This window comes from Nonomuraea sp. NPDC049725, from assembly GCF_040674795.1.
Taxonomy (GTDB): Bacteria; Actinomycetota; Actinomycetes; order Streptosporangiales; family Streptosporangiaceae; genus Nonomuraea; species Nonomuraea ceibae.
On the sequence record NZ_JBFANJ010000011.1, the window covers coordinates 341,747 to 361,967 of the forward strand.

At 70.5% G+C, this 20,221-nt stretch carries 20 protein-coding genes and 2 pseudogenes; 14 read left to right on the forward strand and 8 right to left on the reverse strand.

Annotation, left to right across the window (positions count from 1 at the left end):
• Nucleotides 1-56 precede the first annotated feature (56 nt).
• Together AB0J53_RS28850 and AB0J53_RS28855 are read right to left on the reverse strand one after the other, a co-directional pair.
• Entirely contained in the window at nt 57-1,331 is a 1,275-nt protein-coding gene (locus AB0J53_RS28850; RefSeq protein WP_364178122.1) for a phytase, read from the reverse strand.
• A 74-nt stretch (nt 1,332-1,405) separates the two neighbouring features.
• Nucleotides 1,406-2,572 (reverse strand): ABC transporter substrate-binding protein, encoded by a 1,167-nt coding sequence (locus AB0J53_RS28855; protein WP_364178125.1) that lies wholly within the window; start codon nt 2,570-2,572, stop codon nt 1,406-1,408.
• Nucleotides 2,573-2,787: 215 nt separating this feature from the next.
• Here AB0J53_RS28855 and AB0J53_RS28860 point away from each other — a divergent pair, with 215 nt between their 5' ends.
• The 9 genes from AB0J53_RS28860 (at nt 2,788) to AB0J53_RS28900 (ending at nt 11,602) form a co-directional block, all read left to right on the forward strand.
• A complete protein-coding gene (locus tag AB0J53_RS28860; protein ID WP_364178128.1) occupies nt 2,788-3,633 on the forward strand; it encodes a Gfo/Idh/MocA family oxidoreductase in 846 nt (281 codons plus the stop codon).
• A gap of 33 nt (nt 3,634-3,666) precedes the next feature.
• Nucleotides 3,667-4,548 (forward strand): deoxyribose-phosphate aldolase, encoded by an 882-nt coding sequence (locus tag AB0J53_RS28865; protein WP_364178131.1) that lies wholly within the window; start codon nt 3,667-3,669, stop codon nt 4,546-4,548.
• A gap of 106 nt (nt 4,549-4,654) precedes the next feature.
• Nucleotides 4,655-5,647: an inorganic phosphate transporter gene (locus tag AB0J53_RS28870; protein ID WP_364178134.1), complete on the forward strand. Its 993-nt coding sequence runs from the start codon at nt 4,655-4,657 to the stop codon at nt 5,645-5,647.
• Nucleotides 5,644-6,300, forward strand: coding sequence for a DUF47 family protein (locus AB0J53_RS28875; RefSeq protein WP_364178136.1), 657 nt, complete (start codon nt 5,644-5,646; stop codon nt 6,298-6,300). The genes AB0J53_RS28870 and AB0J53_RS28875 overlap by 4 nt, the downstream gene beginning before the upstream one ends.
• A 25-nt stretch (nt 6,301-6,325) precedes the next feature.
• On the forward strand, nt 6,326-8,167 hold the full coding sequence (locus AB0J53_RS28880; RefSeq protein ID WP_364178139.1) for an iron ABC transporter permease: 1,842 nt from the start codon (nt 6,326-6,328) through the stop codon (nt 8,165-8,167).
• Nucleotides 8,168-9,265: an ABC transporter ATP-binding protein gene (locus AB0J53_RS28885; protein ID WP_364178142.1), complete on the forward strand. Its 1,098-nt coding sequence runs from the start codon at nt 8,168-8,170 to the stop codon at nt 9,263-9,265. It begins immediately after the preceding gene.
• Nucleotides 9,262-10,026 carry an HAD-IA family hydrolase gene (locus AB0J53_RS28890; protein ID WP_364178145.1) on the forward strand — a complete coding sequence of 255 codons (765 nt, stop codon included), beginning with the start codon at nt 9,262-9,264 and terminating at the stop codon, nt 10,024-10,026. Before AB0J53_RS28885 ends, AB0J53_RS28890 begins: the two co-directional genes overlap by 4 nt.
• Entirely contained in the window at nt 10,017-10,820 is an 804-nt protein-coding gene (locus AB0J53_RS28895; RefSeq protein WP_364178148.1) for an inositol monophosphatase family protein, read from the forward strand. Before AB0J53_RS28890 ends, AB0J53_RS28895 begins: the two co-directional genes overlap by 10 nt.
• Nucleotides 10,817-11,602: a Cof-type HAD-IIB family hydrolase gene (locus AB0J53_RS28900; protein ID WP_364178151.1), complete on the forward strand. Its 786-nt coding sequence runs from the start codon at nt 10,817-10,819 to the stop codon at nt 11,600-11,602. Before AB0J53_RS28895 ends, AB0J53_RS28900 begins: the two co-directional genes overlap by 4 nt.
• A gap of 48 nt (nt 11,603-11,650) precedes the next feature.
• On the opposite strand, the gene AB0J53_RS28905 is transcribed toward AB0J53_RS28900, so the two are convergent.
• Nucleotides 11,651-12,142, reverse strand: coding sequence for a hypothetical protein (locus AB0J53_RS28905; RefSeq protein WP_364178154.1), 492 nt, complete (start codon nt 12,140-12,142; stop codon nt 11,651-11,653).
• A gap of 102 nt (nt 12,143-12,244) precedes the next feature.
• On the opposite strand from AB0J53_RS28905, the gene AB0J53_RS28910 reads away from it, so the two are divergent.
• The 5 genes and pseudogenes from AB0J53_RS28910 (at nt 12,245) to AB0J53_RS28930 (ending at nt 16,600) form a co-directional block, all read left to right on the forward strand.
• A complete protein-coding gene (locus AB0J53_RS28910) occupies nt 12,245-12,703 on the forward strand; it encodes a MarR family winged helix-turn-helix transcriptional regulator (protein WP_364178157.1) in 459 nt (152 codons plus the stop codon).
• 351 nt (nt 12,704-13,054) lie between these two features.
• A pseudogene (locus AB0J53_RS28915) lies at nt 13,055-13,420 on the forward strand (DUF4158 domain-containing protein); the annotation flags it as partial.
• A 151-nt stretch (nt 13,421-13,571) separates the two neighbouring features.
• Complete coding sequence (locus AB0J53_RS28920; protein ID WP_364178160.1) at nt 13,572-14,897, forward strand: hypothetical protein; 1,326 nt, start codon at nt 13,572-13,574, stop codon at nt 14,895-14,897.
• Nucleotides 14,788-15,813 (forward strand): Tn3 family transposase, encoded by a 1,026-nt coding sequence (locus AB0J53_RS28925; RefSeq protein ID WP_364178178.1) that lies wholly within the window; start codon nt 14,788-14,790, stop codon nt 15,811-15,813. Before AB0J53_RS28920 ends, AB0J53_RS28925 begins: the two co-directional genes overlap by 110 nt.
• Before the next feature lie 187 nt (nt 15,814-16,000).
• Nucleotides 16,001-16,600 carry a histidine phosphatase family protein gene (locus AB0J53_RS28930; RefSeq protein ID WP_364178163.1) on the forward strand — a complete coding sequence of 200 codons (600 nt, stop codon included), beginning with the start codon at nt 16,001-16,003 and terminating at the stop codon, nt 16,598-16,600.
• Nucleotides 16,601-17,331: 731 nt separating this feature from the next.
• Here AB0J53_RS28930 and AB0J53_RS28935 read toward each other — a convergent pair.
• The 5 genes and pseudogenes from AB0J53_RS28935 to AB0J53_RS28955 form a co-directional block, all read right to left on the reverse strand.
• Nucleotides 17,332-18,141: pseudogene (locus AB0J53_RS28935) on the reverse strand (IS5 family transposase); the annotation flags it as partial.
• 18 nt (nt 18,142-18,159) lie between these two features.
• A complete protein-coding gene (locus AB0J53_RS28940) occupies nt 18,160-18,366 on the reverse strand; it encodes a hypothetical protein (protein WP_364178166.1) in 207 nt (68 codons plus the stop codon).
• Nucleotides 18,333-18,596: a hypothetical protein gene (locus AB0J53_RS28945; RefSeq protein ID WP_364178169.1), complete on the reverse strand. Its 264-nt coding sequence runs from the start codon at nt 18,594-18,596 to the stop codon at nt 18,333-18,335. The genes AB0J53_RS28940 and AB0J53_RS28945 overlap by 34 nt, the downstream gene beginning before the upstream one ends.
• Nucleotides 18,597-18,634: 38 nt before the next feature.
• The gene (locus AB0J53_RS28950) at nt 18,635-19,162 is read right to left on the reverse strand and encodes a DUF6192 family protein (protein WP_364178181.1); all 528 of its coding nucleotides are present in this window, start codon (nt 19,160-19,162) and stop codon (nt 18,635-18,637) included.
• Nucleotides 19,050-19,574, reverse strand: coding sequence for a hypothetical protein (locus AB0J53_RS28955; protein WP_364178184.1), 525 nt, complete (start codon nt 19,572-19,574; stop codon nt 19,050-19,052). Before AB0J53_RS28955 ends, AB0J53_RS28950 begins: the two co-directional genes overlap by 113 nt.
• Nucleotides 19,575-20,221 lie beyond the last annotated feature (647 nt).

A 20,221-nucleotide genomic window follows, 5' to 3' on the forward strand; every position in this document is an offset into this window, starting at 1 on the left:
CCTCCAGGCCGGACCCGGGCCTGGAGGTCGTGCGCCCCGTGCAAGCTCCGGGCTCGTCAGTCGCGTGGGTGCCAGCCGTCGGTGTCGACGTCGAGGCCCAGGTCGTCGGCGATGTCGTTCCAGTCGGCGTACTTGAAGTTGGTGTTCTCGCGGTCGGGCACCTCGGGGGTGTTGGCGCCGTCGTGGGCGATGAACAGGCCGCTGTCGAAGTCGCCGAGCGGCACGTTGAGGACCATGGAGCCGTCACTGTGCTCCACGCCGTCGATGCCGTCGTCGGCGCCGACGCGGAACTGGCCGAGATAGGCGTTGGCGCCTTCGCGCCGATAGACGGCGAAGGTGTTGTCGCCCTGGCTGGAGGCGAGCAGGTAGCCCTTGCCGTCCTCCCGGTAGTAGATCGTCAGGCCTTCGGCGTCGGCCGACAGGTGGGCGCCGCCGTAGCCGGGGTCGGCGCCGGGCACGCACTCCTCGGTCTCGGGGTCGTACGTGCCGGGCACGCCGTACTCCTTGACCTTGTCGACCAGGACCGGGGCGCCGGTGAGGTCGGCGCGCATGCGCCAGATGCCGACGTCCTCCTGCGCGGCGTAGAGCACGTCGCGCTGCTGGTCGACGACCATGCCCTCGACCTGGGCGAGCTCGTCGGGCTCCATGCACGGCGTCCACGTGGCGCCGTTGGGCAGGGTGAAGGAGGCGGGCAGGTCGAGCGTGCGGACGGCCCGGTAGCTGACCTTGCCGCCGGCGGTGGCCACCAGCCTGAACAGGCCGATGGAGGTCTTGTGGCGGCGGCTGACCAGGGCGTAGGTGCCGGTGGCGTCCTTCCAGGTGGTCAGGCCGTAGCCGGTCTCCTGGTCGTTGACCTGTTCCTGGGTGGTGTTGAACAGGAACGGCACGGCCGGGTCGGTGACGTCGGTGAGGCGGCCGTCATCGACGGCGTAGAAGCGCAGGTGGTCGCGGCCCCGGTCGGAGACGACGGCCAGGTCCTTGCCGGCGAAGCCGTAGGCGACGTCGACGTTGTTGAAGCGGCCGTTCTCGTCGTCCGGGCCCGGCGCGGCGGGGGCGTCGATGTGCTGGGTCAGGTCGCCGTCGAGGTCGTAGACGTTCAGGCCGCCTTCCTTGGCGGTGGTGACGACGACGCTGTCCTCGTCGTCGTCGGGGTCGACCCAGATGGCGGGGTCGTCGCCGTTGGCGTTGCCGCCGGCCTCGTCGTCGAACAGGGCGGGCGTCTCGATCTTCGGGTCGATGGAGGGGATGCTCTGGCTGGAGGCGGGTGCGGCCAGGCTGCCCGTCAGCATGACGCTGAGGGCTGCCAGGAACAGGGGGCGGGCAGGACGCATTGTTCTCCTTGGGCAGATGAGGGACTCTTCTTGCGGGGAGACGTCGCCAGGGCGAACGACCCAGGTCTATAACTTCAGCGGTGGTTGAGCCGCCAGAAGTCGGACATGATCTGCCTGTTCTGCAGATCGGCCACCAGGGATCGGGGGTCGGTGTGGAAGAGCTGCCCCTTCCAGTCGCTCAGGCCGGCCGGGGCGACCAGCGGCTTGACGGTGCTGTTGCCGGAGATGCCGCCCTCGCCGATCTCGTGCTTGACGCCTTCCTCCGTCATGATGAAGTGCACGTACAGTTTGGCGGCGTTCGGATGCTTCGACTTGGCCGCGATGGCGACGTACTTGGGATAGCTGAATCCGGCGAAGGGCGCCATGCCCTCGCAGGTGGCCTGGGTGTAGCCCTTGTCCTCGTTGTTGCGGAACTTCGAGATCGACATGAAGCCGATCTTCCTGTCGGTGGCGGCGGGCGCGCCGACGGCGCCGGAGGTGTCCTCGTCGGAGCCGGTGAGCACGGGCTCGTTGGCCGCCAGGCGCTTGATCCACTCGTAGGCGGCGCTCTTCTCCTCGGTCTTCAGCGGCTCGCCGTACTTGGCCTGGTAGGCCTGTTCCAGCGCCTGATTGCCGTGTGAGTCGAGCTGGGTGAGGAACGACAGCACGGTCGGCTTGCCGAGCGGGTCCTGCATGACGACCTTGCCTGACCAGTCGCTTTCGGTGAGGTCCCAGATGTTCCCGACCGGGCAGCCACCGGGGGAGAGCTTGGTGTTGTAGGCGAACACGGTGGCCTTCGACAGGGCGCGCAGGGGGTTGCGGTCCTCGGGCAGGATCTGGTCCTGGAGGTCGGCGGGCACCCAGGTCCGCACGATGCCCTGCGGGATGAGCTGGCCCATCAGCACCCCGCCGTCCTCGTACATGGCGGCGTCGATGGTGACGTTGTCGGCGGCGTGCTCGCGGGTCATCTTCTCCGCGGTCTGCGGCGTGTCGGACTTCACGCCTTCCATCGCGATGCCGTACTTGGCGGTGAAGGCCTTGGCGACCTCCTCGATGTCGCCGCTGGAGTCGTAGACGAGCAGGCTGCCTTCCTTCTTGGCCGCTTCGACCAGCGCGTTCAGGTCGAAGGCGGCGTCGACGGAGGCTGAGGGCAGCGGTTCGGCCTCCGCGTTCAGGGTGCCGGCCTGGCCGCCGGTGGACGGTGCGCAGGCGGACAGGGCCAGCAGGGCCGCAACGGTGACGATCTTCTTGGTACGCCGCATGATGGCGGTACTCCTCATGGCTCGCAGTGCCGTACGCGGCTCAGAGCCCCGACTGACGCCGCAGTGCGCACCACGATGAACGCGTAATTAATAGGTTGTCAAGACGTATTTATGCCCAATCTTGAAAGAACGTCATCTCGTCAGAATGTCAGGACAAATCATTGACGTTCATCTCCCGTTCATCTAAGACTGAAGCTCCCGGCGAAGGAGACCATATGCGGGTCGGTTTGATAGGGCTTGGGCGAATTGGGTTATTTCATGCAGAAACGTTGACCCGCCTGGTCGACGACCTCATCGTCGCCGATGCCGACCAGGATCACGCGGCGGAGGTGGCCGGTCGGCTCGGGAGCACCCTCGGCGACCCGTGGAGCGCGGACGCCCTGGTGATCGCGACCCCCACCTCGACCCACGCGGAGCTGCTCGTCAGGGCTTGCGAGCGGCGCATCCCGGTGTTCTGCGAGAAGCCGGCCGCGCCCACCGTGGTGGAGACGATCCGGGTGGCCGAGGCGGCCGAACGCGGCGGGACCCTGGTCCACATCGGGTTCCAGCGGCGCTTCGACGCCGGGTTCGCCGCCGCGCGCCAGGCGCTGTTCGACGGCGAGCTCGGGGAGCTGCACCGGGCTCATCTCCTGACCGGTGACCCGCGCCCACCGGCTCCCGAGTACGTCCCGAGTTCGGGCGGCATCTTCCGCGACTGCCACATCCACGACTTCGACATCCTGCGCTGGGTGACCGGGCTGGAGGCCGACACGGTCTACGCCACCGGCGCCAACCGGGGTGAGCCGTTCTTCGCCGAGGCGGGCGACGTCGACACCAGCGCCGCCGTGATCACGATGGCCGACGGGACGCTGGTCACCCTGCAGGGCTCCCGGTACAACGGCGCCGGCTACGACGTGCGGATGGAACTGGCCGGAACCCGGGCCACCTGGGCCGTCGGGCGGGGCGAGCGGGACAGCCCCTGCACCGTGCGCGACGCGCTGGCCGCGTTGCACCTCGCGGAGGCGGCCGACCTGTCACGCCGCGACGGACGCCCTGTCCAGCTCGCGGAGGTGACCAAGTGAATCTCGCCGCCACCCGCTCCGAGGAGGAAGCGCATGCTTGAGGACGCCCTCTGCCGGCTGCGGGAGGACCGCGCCCGGCGGCCGGAGCGCGTGAGCGAACTGGCCGCCGGGCGGCGGCGCCGGCCGCTGCTGGCCGGTCGCGGCCAGCTCCTGATCGTGGCCGCCGACCACCCGGGCCGGGCCGCCCTCGGGGCGGGGGAGCGGCCGATGGCGATGGAGAGCCGGCTCGACCTGCTCGACCGGCTGATGACCGCGCTGGCGCGGCCCGGCGTGGACGGGTTGCTGGCGACGCCGGACGTCGTCGAGGATCTGCTGCTGCTCGGCGCGCTCGACGACAAGCTGGTCATCGGCTCGATGAACCGGGGCGGCATGCAGGGCTCGGTCTTCGAGTTCGACGACCGGTTCACCGCCTATGACGCGCCGTCGATCGCCGCGATGGGGCTGGACGGCGGCAAGATGCTGTGCCGGATCGCCCCGGAGGACCCGGCGACCGTCCGCACCCTGGAGTCCTGCGGGCGGGCCGTCTCCGCGCTGGCGGGACACGGCCTCATGGCCATGATCGAGCCCTTCTGGTCCAGGCACGTGGACGGTTCGGTCAGGCACGAGCTGTCGGCGGCGGCGATGGTGAGGGCGATCAGCGTGGTGCAGGCGCTCGGCACGACCTCGGCACGCACCTGGCTGAAGATCCCGGTGGTCGAGGACATGGAGCGGGTGCTGGCGGCCACCACGCTGCCGACGCTGCTGCTGGGCGGCGACCCCGGACGGGCGGCCGGCGAGGCGTTCGCCGCCTGGGGCAAGGCCCTGCGCCTGCCCGGGGCCCGTGGCCTGGTCGTCGGCCGGGCCCTGCTCTACCCGCCAGGCGACGACGTGGCGGCGGCCGTCGACGCGGCGGCGAGCCTGCTGGAGCAGCCATGACCCCCGTCCCGCACGTGCGCGCCGTCCGGCCGGGGGAGTGGCGGGCCGATCCCGGGCGGAGGCCCCCGGCCGTACGGCTGTCGCGCGACCGGCGGCTGTACCGGTGATGTGGACCATCGCCTTCGCCGTCGCCGCGGTCCTGTTCGTGCTGGTCACCGGCGCCAACGACGGGGCGGCACTGATCGGTCTCGGCCTGCGCTTCCCCAAGGCGCCCGGCTGGTTCACCGTCGGGCTGCTCGCCGGCGCGCTGATCGCCGTGCCGTACCTGCTCGGGGTCGCGGTGGCCGCCACCTTCACCGAGCGGCTGGCCGGGCTCGACGCGGACGGCGGCGCGGCGGCGTTCCTCGCCGGCGTGGTGATCGCCGTCGGCGTCGTCGCGGTGCTGGCCGGGCGGGGCCTGCCGACGAGCCTGACGCTGGCCGTGGTCGGCGGCATCACCGGTGCCGGGTTCGGCGCCGGGCTGCCGGTGTCGCTGTCCGGGCTCGGCACGGTGCTGGCGGTCGGCGTGGCGGCGCCGCTGGCGGGAGTCCTGCTCGGCTACGTCATGGGCGCCGTGTCCCGCCGGGTGCCCAGCCACGGGCGCATGCCGCGGATCGTGCTGGCCGCCCACCTGCTGGCCTACGGCGCGCAATGCGTCGCCTACGCGGTCAACGACGGCCAGAAGATGCTGGCCGTCGTCAGTGTCGCCGTCGAGGTCGGCAGGCACGAGGCCGGCAGGCACGGGGTCGGCGGCATCGGCCCGGTTCACGTCGCTCCGGCGTGGATGGCGCTGCTCGTGGCGGTCTTCCTGGCCGGGGCGCTGACCAGCCTGCCCCGGGTGGGCGCGCGACTGGGCCGGGGGCTCGTCCTGGCCAGGCCGCTGCACGTGGTGTCGGCGGAGGCCGCCGCGGCCGGGGCCGTACTGGGCAGCTCGGTCCTCGGCGCGCCGGTGAGCATGACCCAGTCCGTCACGGCCGGCGTCGTCGGCGCGGCCGCCAGCGAAGGAGGCAAGAGGGTGCGGTGGCGCGGCGTGGCGACCATGGGGGCGGCCTGGGCGGTCACGCTGCCGTCGTCGATGGCCCTGGGCTGCCTGGCCGGGCTGGCGGTGAGGTGGCTGTGAGCCGGCCGGGACGCAGGCGGCGCGGGCTCGCGCGGGTCTGGGACGAGCTGAGCGGCGGATCGGGCGGGCGCGTGGTCAAGCTGGTCCAGGCGCAGATCGCCGCCGCCCGGGCGGGCGCACGGCTGGCGGGCGAGGTGGCCGCCGGGTCCGACCGGCCGCTGGCCCGCGCCCGGATGGCCGAGGTCGAGCACCAGGGCGACGCGGCGCGCGCCGAGCTGGTCGCGCTGCTGCGCCGGGTCCTGGTGACGCCCATCGACCGGGAGGACCTGTTCCGCCTGTCCCGCTGCATCGACGACGTGCTCGACCAGCTGCGCGACTACGTGCGCGAGGCCGACATCTTCGGCCCGGGCGACCTCGGCTTCGCCGCCGAGCCGCTCCAGGCGCTGGCCGAGGGCCTGGACGAGCTCGAACGCGCGGTGACGCACATGGTGGACGACCCCGGCGCGGTCACCACCGCGGTGCTGGCCACGCGCAAGGCCAGGACGCGCATGCGGCAGCTACGCCAGTGCAGGCTCGGCGAGCTGTTCACCATGCCCCTGGACATGGACACCCTGCGCCGCCGCGAACTGCTCTCCCGCCTCGACGCCGTCGGCCAGCGTCTCGGGGAGGCGGCCGACGCCCTGGCCGACGCGATGCTCAAACGAAGCCATTGAGGCACGACCCCCGAAGGAACCCATCATGGCTGTTCTCACCGAGCCGAAGCCGCCGCCATCGACGCCCCCACCACGGCCTCCGAGACGGCGCAGGGCGCTCTACCGCCTGCGCGTCCTGCGCCACGACCCGACCGCCGCGCTCGGCTTCATCCTCGTCGTCGTGCTGGCGTACATGGTCGTCGCCCCTCTCGTGGCGGTGCTGTCGGACGCCTTCCGGCTCCAGTACGGCGACCAGGCGCACGCGGGGCAGCAACCCGGCGAGTGGACCGGCTACTACCTGTGGCGGGTGTTCCGCTCGCAGGTGAGTGACCTGCTGTTCTGGGAGCCGCTGCTCAACACGCTGGTCATCTCGCTGGGCACGGTCGTGTTCGCGCTGGTCGTGGGCGGCGGCATGGCCTGGATGGTGACCCGTACCAACGTGCCGGGACGCACGTGGCTGGCCGGGGCGCTCGTGGTCCCGTACATGCTGCCCTCGTGGACCTTCTCGCTCGCCTGGCTCACCCTGTTCAAGAACGACCGGGCCGGCGGGCAGGCCGGCGTGCTGCAGGCCCAGGGGATCGCGACGCCCGACTGGCTCGCCTACGGGCCGCTGCCGATCGTCATCACGCTCGGCCTGCACTACTACCCCTTCGTCTTCCTGCTGGTCGGCAACGCGCTGCGGCGCATCGACGCGCAACTGGAGGACTCGGCCCGCATCCTGGGCGCGCCCCGCCGGGTGGTCATCCGCAGGATCGTCGCCCCGCTGATGCTGCCCGCGCTGTCGTCGGCCGTGCTGCTGGTCGTCGGGCGGGTGCTCGGCACGTTCGGTACGCCGTACGTGCTGGGACTGCCGGCCGACTACCGGGTGCTCTCCACCGGCCTGTACCAGTCGATCCGTGACCGCAGCACCGGGGTCGCCTCCGTGCTGACCGCCGTCATCGTGCTCATCGGCGTACTGATCGTCCTCACCGACGCACGGCTGTTGCGCGAGCACCGCCGGTTCGTCACCGTGGGCGGCAAGGGCGCCATGGACCGGCTGAGCGATCTGCGCAGATGGCGCTGGCCCGCCTTCGCGCTGGGCGGGGTCGTGTTCGTGGCGAGCGTCCTGGTGCCGATCCTGACGCTGCTCCTGTCGTCGCTCACCCGGACGCCGATGGACCTGTCGACCTTCACCCTGAGCTACTGGTTCGCCGAGAGCCTGCCCGGGGCCGTCGGGTTCCCGCACGGCGTCTTCCGCGGCGCCGAACTGTGGGCCGCGGCCTGGAACTCGCTGCGCATCGTCGGCATCGCCTCGCTGATCTGCGCGGTCGCCGGGCTGCTCATCGGGTACGTGGTGGTGCGCGGCTCGGCGCCCCGCGTCGCCGCGTTCCTGCGGCAGGTCTCGTTCCTGCCCTACCTCATCCCCGGCATCGCGTTCGCGGCGGCGTCGCTGTCGCTGTTCGCGGTCGCCCGCGGCCCGGTGCCGGCCCTGTACGGGACCACGTTCCTGCTCATCCTCGTCATGGCGGTGACACATCTGCCCTACAGCTCCCGCTCCGGCATCGCGGCGATGACGCAGCTCGGCCGCGAACCGGAAGAGGCCGCCCAGATCGCCGGCGCCTCCTGGTGGCAACGCATGCGGCGGATCGTCTTCCCCATCCAGAAGGGGGCGCTGGTCACCGGGATCGTGCTCCCGTTCATCTCCGGGCTGAAGGAGCTGAGCATCGTGATCATGCTGACCACGACCGGCACGGAACTTCTCACCACGCTGTCGATCGGCCTGGTCGACTACGGCTACACCCAGCTGGCCAACGCGGTCGTGCTCGTGATCGCGCTCGTCTCCTTCACCATGACGTACCTGACCCAGAGGCTGACCAAGAGCAGTCTCGCCTCCGGCCTGGGAGGATAGATGCCCACCATCGTCCTGAGCGGAATCGCCAAGCGCTACGGCGGCGGCGACCACGCGGTCAAGAACCTCGACCTGGTCGTCCCGGACGGCGCCTTCATGTGCCTGCTGGGCCCGTCAGGGTGCGGCAAGACCACCACCCTGCGCATGATCGCCGGACTGGAGCAGCCGACGGCCGGCTCCATCACCGTCGGCGACCGCGTCCTCGACTCCGTGGAGAAGGGCCTGTACGTCCCGCCGGAGAAACGCGGGATGGGACTGGTCTTCCAGAGTTACGCCCTGTGGCCGCACCTGTCGGTGCGTGCGAACGTGGAGTTCGGGCTGCGCATGCGCAAGGTGCCCGCGCCGGAACGCCGCTCCCGCGCCGAGGCCGCGCTGGAGATGGTGCACGTCTCCGACGCGATGGACCGCTACCCCTCGCAGCTTTCCGGCGGCCAGCAGCAGCGGGTCGCGCTGGCCCGCATGCTCGCCGTCGACCCGGCGGTGCTGCTGCTCGACGAGCCGCTGTCCAACCTCGACGCCCGGCTGCGGCTGGAGATGCGCGCCGAGCTCAAGCGCATCCATGAGGAGTCGGGGGCGACGATCGTCTTCGTCACCCACGACCAGCTGGAGGCGCTGACCATGGCCACCCACGTGGCGGTCATGAACCAGGGAGAGCTCCAGCAGCTCGCGCCCCCCATGGAGATGTACGCCCGCCCGGCCAACCGGTTCGTCGCCGAGTTCGTCGGCAGCCCGGCGATGGCCCTCGTCGACGTCGGCCCGGCGCCGGCCGGGCTGGGGCGCTCCTTGCTGGCGCACAGCCGCAGAAGGCACGGGGCCGTCGGCCCGGCCGCGTTCGGCATCCGCCCGGAGGCGCTGCGCCTCGGCACGCCGCCCCCCGGCGCCTGGTCCGAACCCGCCACCGTCGAGGCCGTGCTCCCGGCCGGCGCCTCCTGGACGGTACGGCTGCGCGTCCTGGACACCGAGCTGTTCGCCGTCACCCACAGCCCCGTCGAGGCGGCGCCCGGCGACACCGTCACCTGCTGGACCGATCAGCTCCACCTGTTCGGCGCCGACGGTCTGCGCATCCAGGACCGGGACACGGCGGAGGCCCGCGCATGATCGTGCCCGAGGCCCTGCTGCTCGACTTCGGCGGCGTGGTGGCCGAGACCGTCAAACGCCCGGCGTGGGCCGCCGAGCTGGCCGCCGAGGTGCACGCGATGCTGGAGCGCGCCGGGTTCGGCGGGTTGAGCGTCGCCGAGATCGAGACCGACATCCGCGCGGGCGCCCGGGCCGACTCCTGCTGGAAGGATTCCACCTCCCGGCAGTACGCCCCGGCGGAGATGACGCATCGCCGCTTCTGGGCGGAGTTCGTCGCGACCGACTGGCCGGAGCAGGCCCGCGAACTGGTGACCGTGGAGGCGAGCCCGCTGTGCCGCCTGATGGGCGAACGACGCCGCGAGCGCATGCTCCGCCCCGGCGTCAAGGAGCTCCTGGCCGCCTGCTGGGAGCGCGGCGTGCGACCGGCCGTGGTCAGCAACGCCCTGTGCGGCCTGGTGCACCGGGACTTCCTGGCCCGCGAGGGCCTGGCGGGGCAGCTCGCCGTGCAGGTCTACAGCGACGAAGCCGGGGTGCGCAAGCCGAACCCCGAGCTGATGCACGTCGCCTGCCGGGCCCTGGGCGTGGCGCCCGGACGGGTCTGGTACGTCGGGGACAACCATGACCGTGACGTCGTCTGCGGCGTCCGTGCCGGAGCCGGTGCGACGGTGCTGATGCGGTCGCGCAGCACGGAGAAGATCCCCTACCAGGTGCGGCAGACCCCGCACGCCACCGTCGACGACCCCATCGGCCTGCTGAGACTGCTGGAGGACACATGGACCTGACCACCTCACGCGCTCTTGCCGCCATCGCGGCCGAGGCCGCCAGGGCCGTCGGCGACCGCCTGCGCACGGCATTCCGGTCCAGTCCGGAGGTGGCGACCAAACGCGACTTCCACGACCCCGTGACCGAGCACGACAAGGCGGCCGAGGAGGAGATCCGCGAGGTGCTGGCCCGCCGCTGCCCGGACAGCGTCGTGGTGGGCGAGGAGGGCGGCACCCGGGGATCAGGAGCGATCAGCTGGTACGTCGACCCGATCGACGGCACCGCCAACTTCGCCGTCGGCCTCCCGTTCTTCTGCACCTCCATCGGCGCGGTCGTCGACGGCGAGGTGGTGGCGGGCGTCGTGTACGACCCGGTCCGCGACGACGAGTTCACCGCCTGGCTGGGCGGCGCGGAGTGCAACGGCGAGCCGATCCGCAGCGCCGGGGCGCGCACCGACCGGGAGGCCGTCCTGCTGTCCAGCTACCCGACCCCGCGCGACCTGGCCGAGGAAGGGGAAGCGGCGCTGCACCGCTTCGCCCGGATGGTCAACGCCTTCGCCAGCACCCGCCGCCCCGGCAGCGCCGCGCTCAAGCTCGCGCACGTCGCCGCGGGCTGGTCCGACGTCGCCTACGGCACGCACGTCAACGCCTGGGACGTCGCCGCCGGCTCCCTTCTGGTACGGCAGGCGGGCGGCACCTACCTGCCCCTGTCGGGCAGCGTCTTCACCCCGGGCGGCTACCTGGCCTGCGTCGGCGGCTTCGACCTCGACGGCTCGGTCATGGCCGAGGTCGCCGCAGCCGGGAGGCAGCCGTGATCCGCTGGATCGTCACCGACCTCGACGGCACCCTGGTCGGCCCCGACCTGGCCATGGTGCCCGCGAGCCGCGACGCCCTGCGCCGCTTCCGCGCGGCGGGCGGGCAGGTCGTCATCGCCACCGGACGCATGGAACGCTCGGCCCTTCCGTACTACGAAGAGCTCGCTCTCGACGGCCCCGCCATCCTCTACAACGGCGCCCGCACCGTCGACCTGGCCACCGGCACGGTGGTGCGCTCACGCTGCCTGCCGGCCGCCGCGTGGAAGGCGCTGATCGACGTCTTCGACGAGGTGACCCCGGGGGCGTACCCCGTGGTGTTCTCCGGCGGCGGGGCCTACGCCGTGGACGACGTGCCCGAACTGCGGGACTACGCCCGGCGCGACCGCATTGAGCTGGCCGACCCCGGCTCCTGGACGGCGCTGCCGGCCGACGAGGTCACCAAGTGCATGCTGATCGGCGACCAGCTGCCCCGCGTGCGTGTCGCGGGGACGACCGCCGTGCTGTCCGAGGACACGTACCTGGAGATCCTTCCGCAGGGGGTGAGCAAGGGCCTGGCCCTGCGTGAGCTGGCCGGGGAGCGGGGCGTGGCGCCGGCGGAGATCGCCGCCGTCGGCGACAACCCGAACGACCTCGACATGATCGAGCTCGCCGGGATCGGCGCGGCGGTGGGTGACGGCCACCCCGCCGTCCGCTCCGCCGCCGACGTGGTCGTCCGTCCGTGCGCGGACGGCGCGGTGGCGCAGCTCGTGGAGCTGGCCTTCCAACGCAACGGCTGGTCGTGAGGGAGACACCTCGACGGCGCGCTCGCCGGACCATGGGCGTGCCGCGCGTCAGGCCGGCGCCGGGCCGGCCGGTGCCGCCAGGTGCGTGGGCTCGTCGCGGTGGAAGATCGCCAGGAGGCCGAACCAGACCAGGATCATGATCCCGGCCGGGCGCAGGAACTCCTCGGCGAGAACCGTGCCGACGAAGGAGTAGCCGGCGAGCCAGACGCCGGTGACGACGCCGACCACCCGGACCGGCCAGGAACGGCTGACCACGGAGCTCGCCACGATCCAGACCCCGGCGAGGACGTGGCCGCCGAGCCTGACCGCCCAGGCCGTGTCGTACTCGACCCCGTTGATCATGAGGATGCCGGCGAGCACGTCGAGCGCCACCCAGCCGTAGCCTGCGGCTTTGGCCCAGGGCGCCGCCTCCAGGCGCGAGACCAGAAAGAGGATCGAGAGGTGGAAGAAGACGCCCAGGTATTCTCCCCACGCGACGTCTGGGTCGGTGAAGAAGGCGATCACGGCTGGGAGGAACAGCACGAGGGGGAGTAGCGCCACGAGTCGCAGGCTGGCGTAGTGTCGCCGAGGATCGAGCATCAGGGAAGTCCTTGCACATCGAAGTATGTGGTCGGGACGAACACTAGGAAGTAGACTGTTGATATGTCAACACTTGGCTCGGGTGAGGCGACCGAGCTGTGGCTGCGGTGGAAGCGCGCCCATGAGCTGGTCCGCGCCGCCGTCATCGCCGAAACCACGGCGGCGTCCGGAGTCTCCGAGCCCGAACTGGGCGTCCTGGTCTGCCTGCACGAGTCCGGCGGCAGCCTGCGGCAGAACGCCCTCGCCGCCACCCTCGGCTGGGATCGGACGCGGCTGTCGCACCTGCTGACCCGGATGGCCGACCGCGGCTACGTGGCCCGCGACAAGGTTCCGAACGGGGTGGAGGTCACGCTGTGCCCGGCAGGCAGGCGCGTCATCGACACGACGTTGCCGACGCTGGAAACGGCCACCCGATGCCACCTGCTGGACCGGCTCGGCCCGGACGACGCCAAGACGCTCAAGGCTCTCATCGACCGCCTCCTGTCGAGCGAAGAGGCGGCGGCTGAGACCGGCGCCGGGTAGGGGAGTGTTCTCGCCCATCAAACCGAGTCGCGCCCCCGATTCAAGCGCCAAGCCGGTCGTCCGGGGTGTTGGGGGGCGAGGACTCTACTGGCGGGTAACAACGCTAAGGGTCGAGCCGCAGGTCAGCAGGGGGGGCGTGCTGGTCTCGGGCGGTGATCGTTGATCTCGGTTTGGGTGTACTGAGCGGTAGCGCCCGAGTGCGTCCGTAGCGTCACCGTTTGTGACTGTTGAGTGCCTGTCTGATGAGCAGGTTCGCCGGTACGGGGCGTTTGTAGCGGATCCGTCGCCAGAGGAGCTGGAGCGGTTCTTCTTCCTGAACGAGGCCGCGCTGGGGAAGCGGGGAAGAAACGACGGCGGCACAACCGGCTCGGCTGGGCGGTGCAGTGGGGGACGGTCCGGATGCTAGGGACGTTCCTGGAGGACCCGGTCGATGTGCCGTGGTCGGTCGTCGACTACGTCGCCGATCAGCTGGGGATCGATGACCCGTCGTGTATGAAGGAGTACGCTGAGCGTGCTCAGACCCGGTGGGATCACGCTGGGGAGATCCGGGAGCTGCTGGGGTTCCGTGAGTTCCTCGACGCCGAAGATGAGATTGTCGCGTTCGTCGCCTCGCGGGTGGCCAAGACGCGGGACTCACGGCGGGAGCTGTTCGACCGGGCGGTGCTCCAGCTGATCGAGAAGCGGGTGCTGCTGCCGGGGATCACGACACTGGCCCGGTTGGTCCGGGATGTGCAGCGGGACAGCTTGGAGGAGATCAACGTGGCGGTGGTGGCGCCGACGCCGCTGCACACGCGGCGGGAGTTGATCGGGACGCTGGAGGTGCCGGACGGCAGGCGGGTTTCGACGCTGGAGTGGATGCGCACCCCCGGTGGTGAAGCTGACCGGCAAGGGGATGGTCGACGCGCTGGACCGCACCTCCCATGTGCTGGGGTATGGGACGGGCGCGGTGGACCTGTCGGCGGTGGCACCGGTGAAGCTGGCGGAGCTAGCGTCTTACGGGCTGCACGCCAAGGCTCCGAAGATCAAAAACTTGAAGGGCGAGCGGCGGGTCGCCACCCTGGTGGCGACGGTCCGGCAACTGGAGCGAACCTCGGTCGACGATGCGCTGCTGCTGTTCGACCTGCTGATGTCGACGAAGCTGCTGTCGGGGGCGGCGCGGGCGAGCAACCAGGAGAAGCTGAAGACCTTCCCCAGGCTGAAGACCGCGGCGGCGAAGATGGCCGCGGCGTGGGCGATCGTCCTGGCGGAGCGGCCCGAGGGACAGGCGCCAGCGTCGGTCGCGGAGATGATGGCCGCAGTCGAGACGGTCGTGTCGCGCCAGGAGCTGGCGGCCGCGGTGGAGTCGGTGCGCGAGCTGCCGCCGCCGCCGGGCGACGATGACGACGGGGACGCCGAATGGCGCGCGTCGCTGGTCGACCGGTACGCCACGGTCCGGCCGTTCGTGGAGGCGCTGACCTTCGTGATCCCGTGGGGTGCCACGGAGGCCGGCACGGAGGTGCTGGCGGCGCTGCGCGCCCTGCCGAAGGTGATCGCGGCGCGCAAGCCGGGCGTCGAGCACATCCGGGGATTCGAGGCACTGGTGACGGGGTCGTGGCGGCGGCTGGTATTCGCCAACCCGAAGTGGGAGGCCCCGGCGATCGACCGGCCCGCGTACGTGTTCTGCGTTTTGGAGTCGCTGCATGAGGCGCTGCGGCGGCGGGACGTGTACGCGGTCGGATCCGACAAGTGGGCCGACCCGCGCGTCCATCTGATCGAACCCCGGTTATGGGTGCGGGAGCGGGACACGGTGCTGACCGCGCTCGGCCTGCCGGCGGACCCGGCCGAGCATCTGGCCGACCTCGCCGACATCCTGGACGGGGCGTATCGGCAGGTCGGCGCTGGGTTGGCGTCGAACGACGCGGCCAGCATCTCGGGCGGGAAGCTATCGCTGGCGCGGCTGGAGGCCGCCCCGCACCCCGAGGGGTTCGCTACCGTTCATGACGCGGTCGCGGCCATGCTGCCGCGGATCGACTATCCGGAGCTGATCCTGGAGGTCAACGCCCGCACCGGGGTTCCTGGACGCGATGCCGCACATCTCCGGTTCGCTGGCCCGCCGCGACGACCTCGACCTTTCCCTGGCGGCGCTGCTGGTGGCGCGCTCGTGCAACATCGGGCTGACACCGGTCGCCAAGCCGGGCACCGCCGCGTTGGGTGAGACCCGCCTGGTCGGGGTGGAGAAGGGCTACTTCCACGGCGAGGGCATCGGGAAGGCCTCGGCGATCCTGGTCACCAAGCAGGCTGGCATCGACATCACCACCGACTGGGGCGGCGGCCTGGTCGCCTCCACCGACGGGCTGCGCTTCGTCGTCCCGGTCCGCTCCCTGTATGCGCGGCCTTCACCGCTGTACTTCGGGATCGGAAAGCGGCCGCGCGGCACGACCTGGCTGAACACCGTGTCGGACAAGGAGATGGGGCTCGGCGGGCTGGTGGTGCCGGGGACGATGCGGGACTCGATGTACATCCTGGACGCCATCCACCGCCTGGACGCCACCGAACCGCCCGACATCGTCACCACCGACACCGGCTCCTACAGTGACCTCGTCTACGGCATGTTCGCGATCTGCGGCTACCAGTTCGCGCCGCGCCACGCCGACATCACCGACACCCAGATGTGGTGGGTCGACGTCGCGATGCTGCGCGGGGAGATCACCCGTGACCATCGCGGCTCCAACGGGTGGGGCGCGTTCAACGAGCTGCAGCTGCGGCGGGTGTCGGTTCCGGCGATCCTCGAGCACTGGGATGACATGGTCCGGGTCGCCGGATCCCTGTCGACGAACAAGGTTCGCGCCTACGACCTGATCAAGATGATGACCGCGGACGGACGCCTCACCGGCCTGGGGAACGCGTTCGCCGCCTACGGCCGGATCTTCAAGACCCTCCACCTGCTCCAGATCATCCATGTCGAGTCCTACCGGCGGATGATTGGCGCCCAGCTCAACGCCGGCGAGTCCCGCCACCAGCTCGCCCGCCGCGTCTTCTTCGGCAACCTCGGCCAGCTCCGCCGAGCCTACGAGCGCGGCATGGAGAACCAGCTCGGCGCCCTCGGTCTCGGTCTTAGTGCCTGTCTTTGAACTCCCGACTGGATCTTGAAGGCGGTCACCGTCGGTCGCCAGCATCGTGAGAGCCGAGGTGTGGAATAGCCGGTCAGGTGTCGTGATATGTAGCCGCGTGCCATCCAAAGTGGCCAGAGATGTGGTCAGTGCCAGTGGAGGGGCTAGGTGCCGGCTTGATGATTTCACCGGAATAATGGGCGCAATCATGACCCGTTTCCTGTACCTCACGCGCCACGGCGAGGCCACTCCGGACGAACAGGCCCTCACCGAGAACGGCAGCCGTCAGGCCGCATTGCTCGGCGAGCGGCTCCGCGACGTCCCTCTTTCCGAGATCCATCACGGTCCGCTCTCCCGGACGACGCAGACCGCTCGCCTGATCGGCGAGCATCTTCCCGGCATCCCCCTGGTGCAGTCCGAGGCTGCCGGTGACTACGTCCCCTACCGGCCGGACAAAGATGAGCTGCCGCCGGAGCACGCCGACCGTTATCTGAGCTTCCTGGAGCAGTTCCCCGCCGACGAGGGCGACGATCTCGCCGCACGCGCCCTGCGTACGTTCACGGGTCCGGCGGCGCAGGGAACCCGCCACGAACTGGTGGTCACGCACAATTTCCTCATCGGCTGGCTCGTCCGTGCCGCCCTCGACGCGCCGCAGTGGCGCTGGCTCGGACTCAACCACGGCAACGCCGCCCTGACTGTCATCCGGTACGCACCCGACCGTCCCGCATCGGTCCTCTTCTACAACGACATGGGGCACCTGCCCCCCGAACTGCGCTGGACCGGCTTCCAGCCTGAGCTGCGCGTGTGACTCTTGGCCCTCAGCGGATGTCGTGGCCAGATCGGGTGTCACCTGACAATTCCCGGCAGCATGAAGTGACGGGGGTCGTGGTGTTGCGGTTGTCGCCGTGCTGATCAATCGGATGGGTCAGCGCCTCCGGGAGCGTCAGGCTGGGGAGATGCCTGCATTGCCTGGATAGGCTTCTCCATCGAGGCTTCAACCTTGAACGCGGTGCGCAGGCCGGCGATCTTCAAGATCCGCTTCAGCAGGGGCGGGAAACTCGAAAAGACCTCAGCCGTGTGGCGCCGCTTGGATAGTTCATGGGGGAGTGGGGGACATTCCGCTTGTGGGTGCTGCGCGGCGGTGCGTGGTGTGTCGTGCTCGGCTGCCTGCGGAGGCGTCGGGACTGCGGCGATACTGCTCGGATGCGTGCCGCTCGAAGGCGCGTCGGTTACGTGAGCGAGCTGCGCGTCGTGAGGCGCTGGCGGCCGTGGTCATCTCCGCCGAGGCTGCGGTGCTGTTGGAGTCGCTGTCGACGCGGCAGGCGAGAATCGCGGCGTGGACCCGGTGCCCGGGCTGTGGCGTGGTGGTGTGGGCGGGGGTGAAGCGCCGGGCGGACGCGGTCCATTGCTCGGCGCGGTGCCGGACGAGGGCCTGGCGGTCGCGGCGCGGCAGCGACGCCGGGGACCCGGCTGGCGATCGTGACGCGTAGCCGTCACATCAGGGCGGCAGGTGAGGGCGTTGGTGACGGCTACGCGTCACGCTGCGGCGGCCAGAGGCATGGTGCGGCGGGGCCGCTTGCGGGTGAGACGTCGGGTCATGAGGGTGATCGAGGTCCAGAGGATGTGCGCTTCGGCGTGGCGGGCCAGACGTTCGTAGTCGCGGCAGTTGCGCCGGGCGCGCATGATCCACGAGATGCTGCGTTCCACGACCCAGCGGCGCGGCAGGACGATGAAGCCCTTCTGCCCGGGCGGCCGGTTCACGATCTTGAGGGTCAGGCGCAGAACTCGTCTGGCCCAGTCCACCAGAGCGCCGGAGTAGGCCGAATCGGCCCAGACCAGGGTGAGCTGAGGATGCAGCAGACGCAACCGCACCAGCAGGTCACGGGCAGTGTCGCGGTCGGACAGGTTGGCGGGGGTGACCATGACCATCATCAGCAGACCGCGGGTGTCGACGACCAGGTGCCGCTTGCGGCCGTTGATCTTCTTGGCCGCGTCGTAGCCGCGGGTGGGCTTGGCGGCGGTCTCGGCGGCCTTCACCGCGGCGCGACAACGGCCGGCGTTGGCCCGGAGTTGCTCGCGCAGCGCGGTGTTGATGTGGCTGAGCACGCCGGTGGCGGCCCAGCGGGCGAAGAACCCATAGTCGGTGGGCCAGGGTGGGAAGTCGGCGGGCAGCGCCCGCCATTTGCAGCCGTTGTCGACGACGTAGCGGATCGCGTCGACGATCTCCCGGCGCGGATGGGCCTCGGGGCGGCCCCCGCACCGGGTCTGGCAGGCCGGCGGGAGCAGGAGCGGCTCGATCAGCTCCCACTCGGCGGCGCTGGTGTCGGAGGGATAGCGCTTGCGGCGCATCAGAACGCGGGCCCTTGCTCAGCGCCGGCGGGCGGCGCCGGCCATCGCGATCATCGCAAGCCCGGCCTTCATCCCTGAGACGTGTTCCAGGGCGAGCTGGGCGAAGGCGTCGTCCGGGTGGGCGGTGGCGTGCGGGGCGATGGTGGAGGTGATGATCCGGCTCATCCGGTTGAACAGGCTTTCGATCTGGGCTAACTCGTAGGAGATCCAATCCTCGACGTGCACCGGAAAGCGGTAGCCGTCCAGGTGATGGGTGTCAGGTGCTCCAGCGCCGCGGTGTCCTTGATGTAGTTCAGGCCCTTGCGGACGTAGTAGGGCGACAGGCCCGTCGCGATGACGAGCTGGGCCAGGGTCAGCCCGGCCGGCCGGGCCTCCATCAGCGCGATGCGTACCTGTTCCCCGCAGACGTTCGCCGAAAGCCGCCCGCTGGCGCGCTTGCTGCTGTTGCTGGGCATGACCTCACCCGTGCCTCCACCCGCCTTTCTGGCCCGGCTCAGTCGCCGCGCAGCAGGTCGGCCAGGGCGTCGTCCAGGCTCAGGTTGCCGGTTTCGACCGCGCTCTCCAGCCAGTCCGCGGTCGCGCGCACCTTGGCCAGCTGGGTGTGGACCACCTGGCGTTCGGAGTCGGTGAAGGTGTGGCCGCGCAGCGTCGGCATGGTGCGTCCGATGGCGGCCACGAACGCCGAGCACGCCGCGATCAGGCTCAAGAACTCGCTGCTTTGCTGCACCCGCCGCAGGGCCGGTTCGGCGGGCCGGCGGTGCACCTGGGCCGCCTGCATCGAGCGGTCGATCTGGGCCCGGTTGACCAGGTGCTTGGCCACCTCATCGCCCATCGCCTGGAAGGCGATCTCCGGCCGGCGCAGCAGGTCGGTGACCGCCCGGGCCGCGACCTGTTCATCGGTGGCCATGTCATGGATCGCCTTGACCTTCTCGGTCGCGGTGACCGGGTGTCCGACCTTCTGGCCGACGATCCGCTTGGCGCCGTCCTGGGTCCACTCCCGGCGGCCGGTGCGCTCGTTCAGCGGCGGTTCGTCGAGCTGGGCCCAGCGGGCCCCATCGTCGGCGATGCCTGGCCAAGATCGAATACACCACATACGGCACCCCGTCCCGCCGACGTTCGGCCGGCCAGCGCGAAGCCACCCAGCGACGCCGCTCCAAGGTCGCCACCGGGATGCGGGTGTCGTCGGACAGCCGCTGCAGGCAGGCCTCCACCGTGAACGGCTCCTCCGCCGGATGAGAGCCGCCGACCTGCTGCATCGGCGCGATCTCCAAGGCCGCGTCGCCGGTCTCGAACTGGGCGCGCAGATGCTCGTCGCTGAGCTGCAGCAGGCGCGCCACCAGCTCCTGATAGCGGGCCAGGCTGACTTTGCCGACCTTGTCCTGGATCTTGTCCTGCTGCGGCGAGACGGGCGTTAACGGGGAAGTGATGTCCATTGAACGTGCTCCTCTGCTTGGTGACGATCTGCGCTCGAATGCTGACAGTCGGCAGTGTTCACTCGATAACGCAAAGCGACAATAGGTAGACACAAAGCACTTCCCCGCAGGTCAGAGTGGGCGGAAGATCACTTCATGAGCCGTTCGTGACGCCGTCACGGTGACGGCGTCACGAACGGCTTTGACGCTGCCCATGCCCTCGTCCGGCATCTCGGGCTGCAGTAGATCGCGCCCGACTGATGCTCGGTGCCCGCCACCCACGCCGTCCCGCACTGCGGACACACCACCCAGCCCTGTGCAGACCCCGATTGCAAGATCGCCACAACCGTTCGGCTGCGCCGCACCCACCTCCACCGCCTGCTCCGGCACGCCGGCGAGCAGTACACCGCGTCCACCCGACAACGCGTCGGCAACTCTCGGCCACAGGCCGGGCACACGCGCTGCGTATTCGCAGGTCCAGCCACATCAACACAGTCGCCGAACTCCGGCGGAGTGAGAAGAACCGGCGACGCTACAGCGCCACTACTTGATCTTTAGGTTCAAAGACAGGCACTAGGAGCTGTTTGGGGTTCGGATCATGTGGTTCAGGTGAGGACCTTCACCCACATGATCGAGCCTCGAAGAAAGAGCCCAGCCTCGTAGTTCTC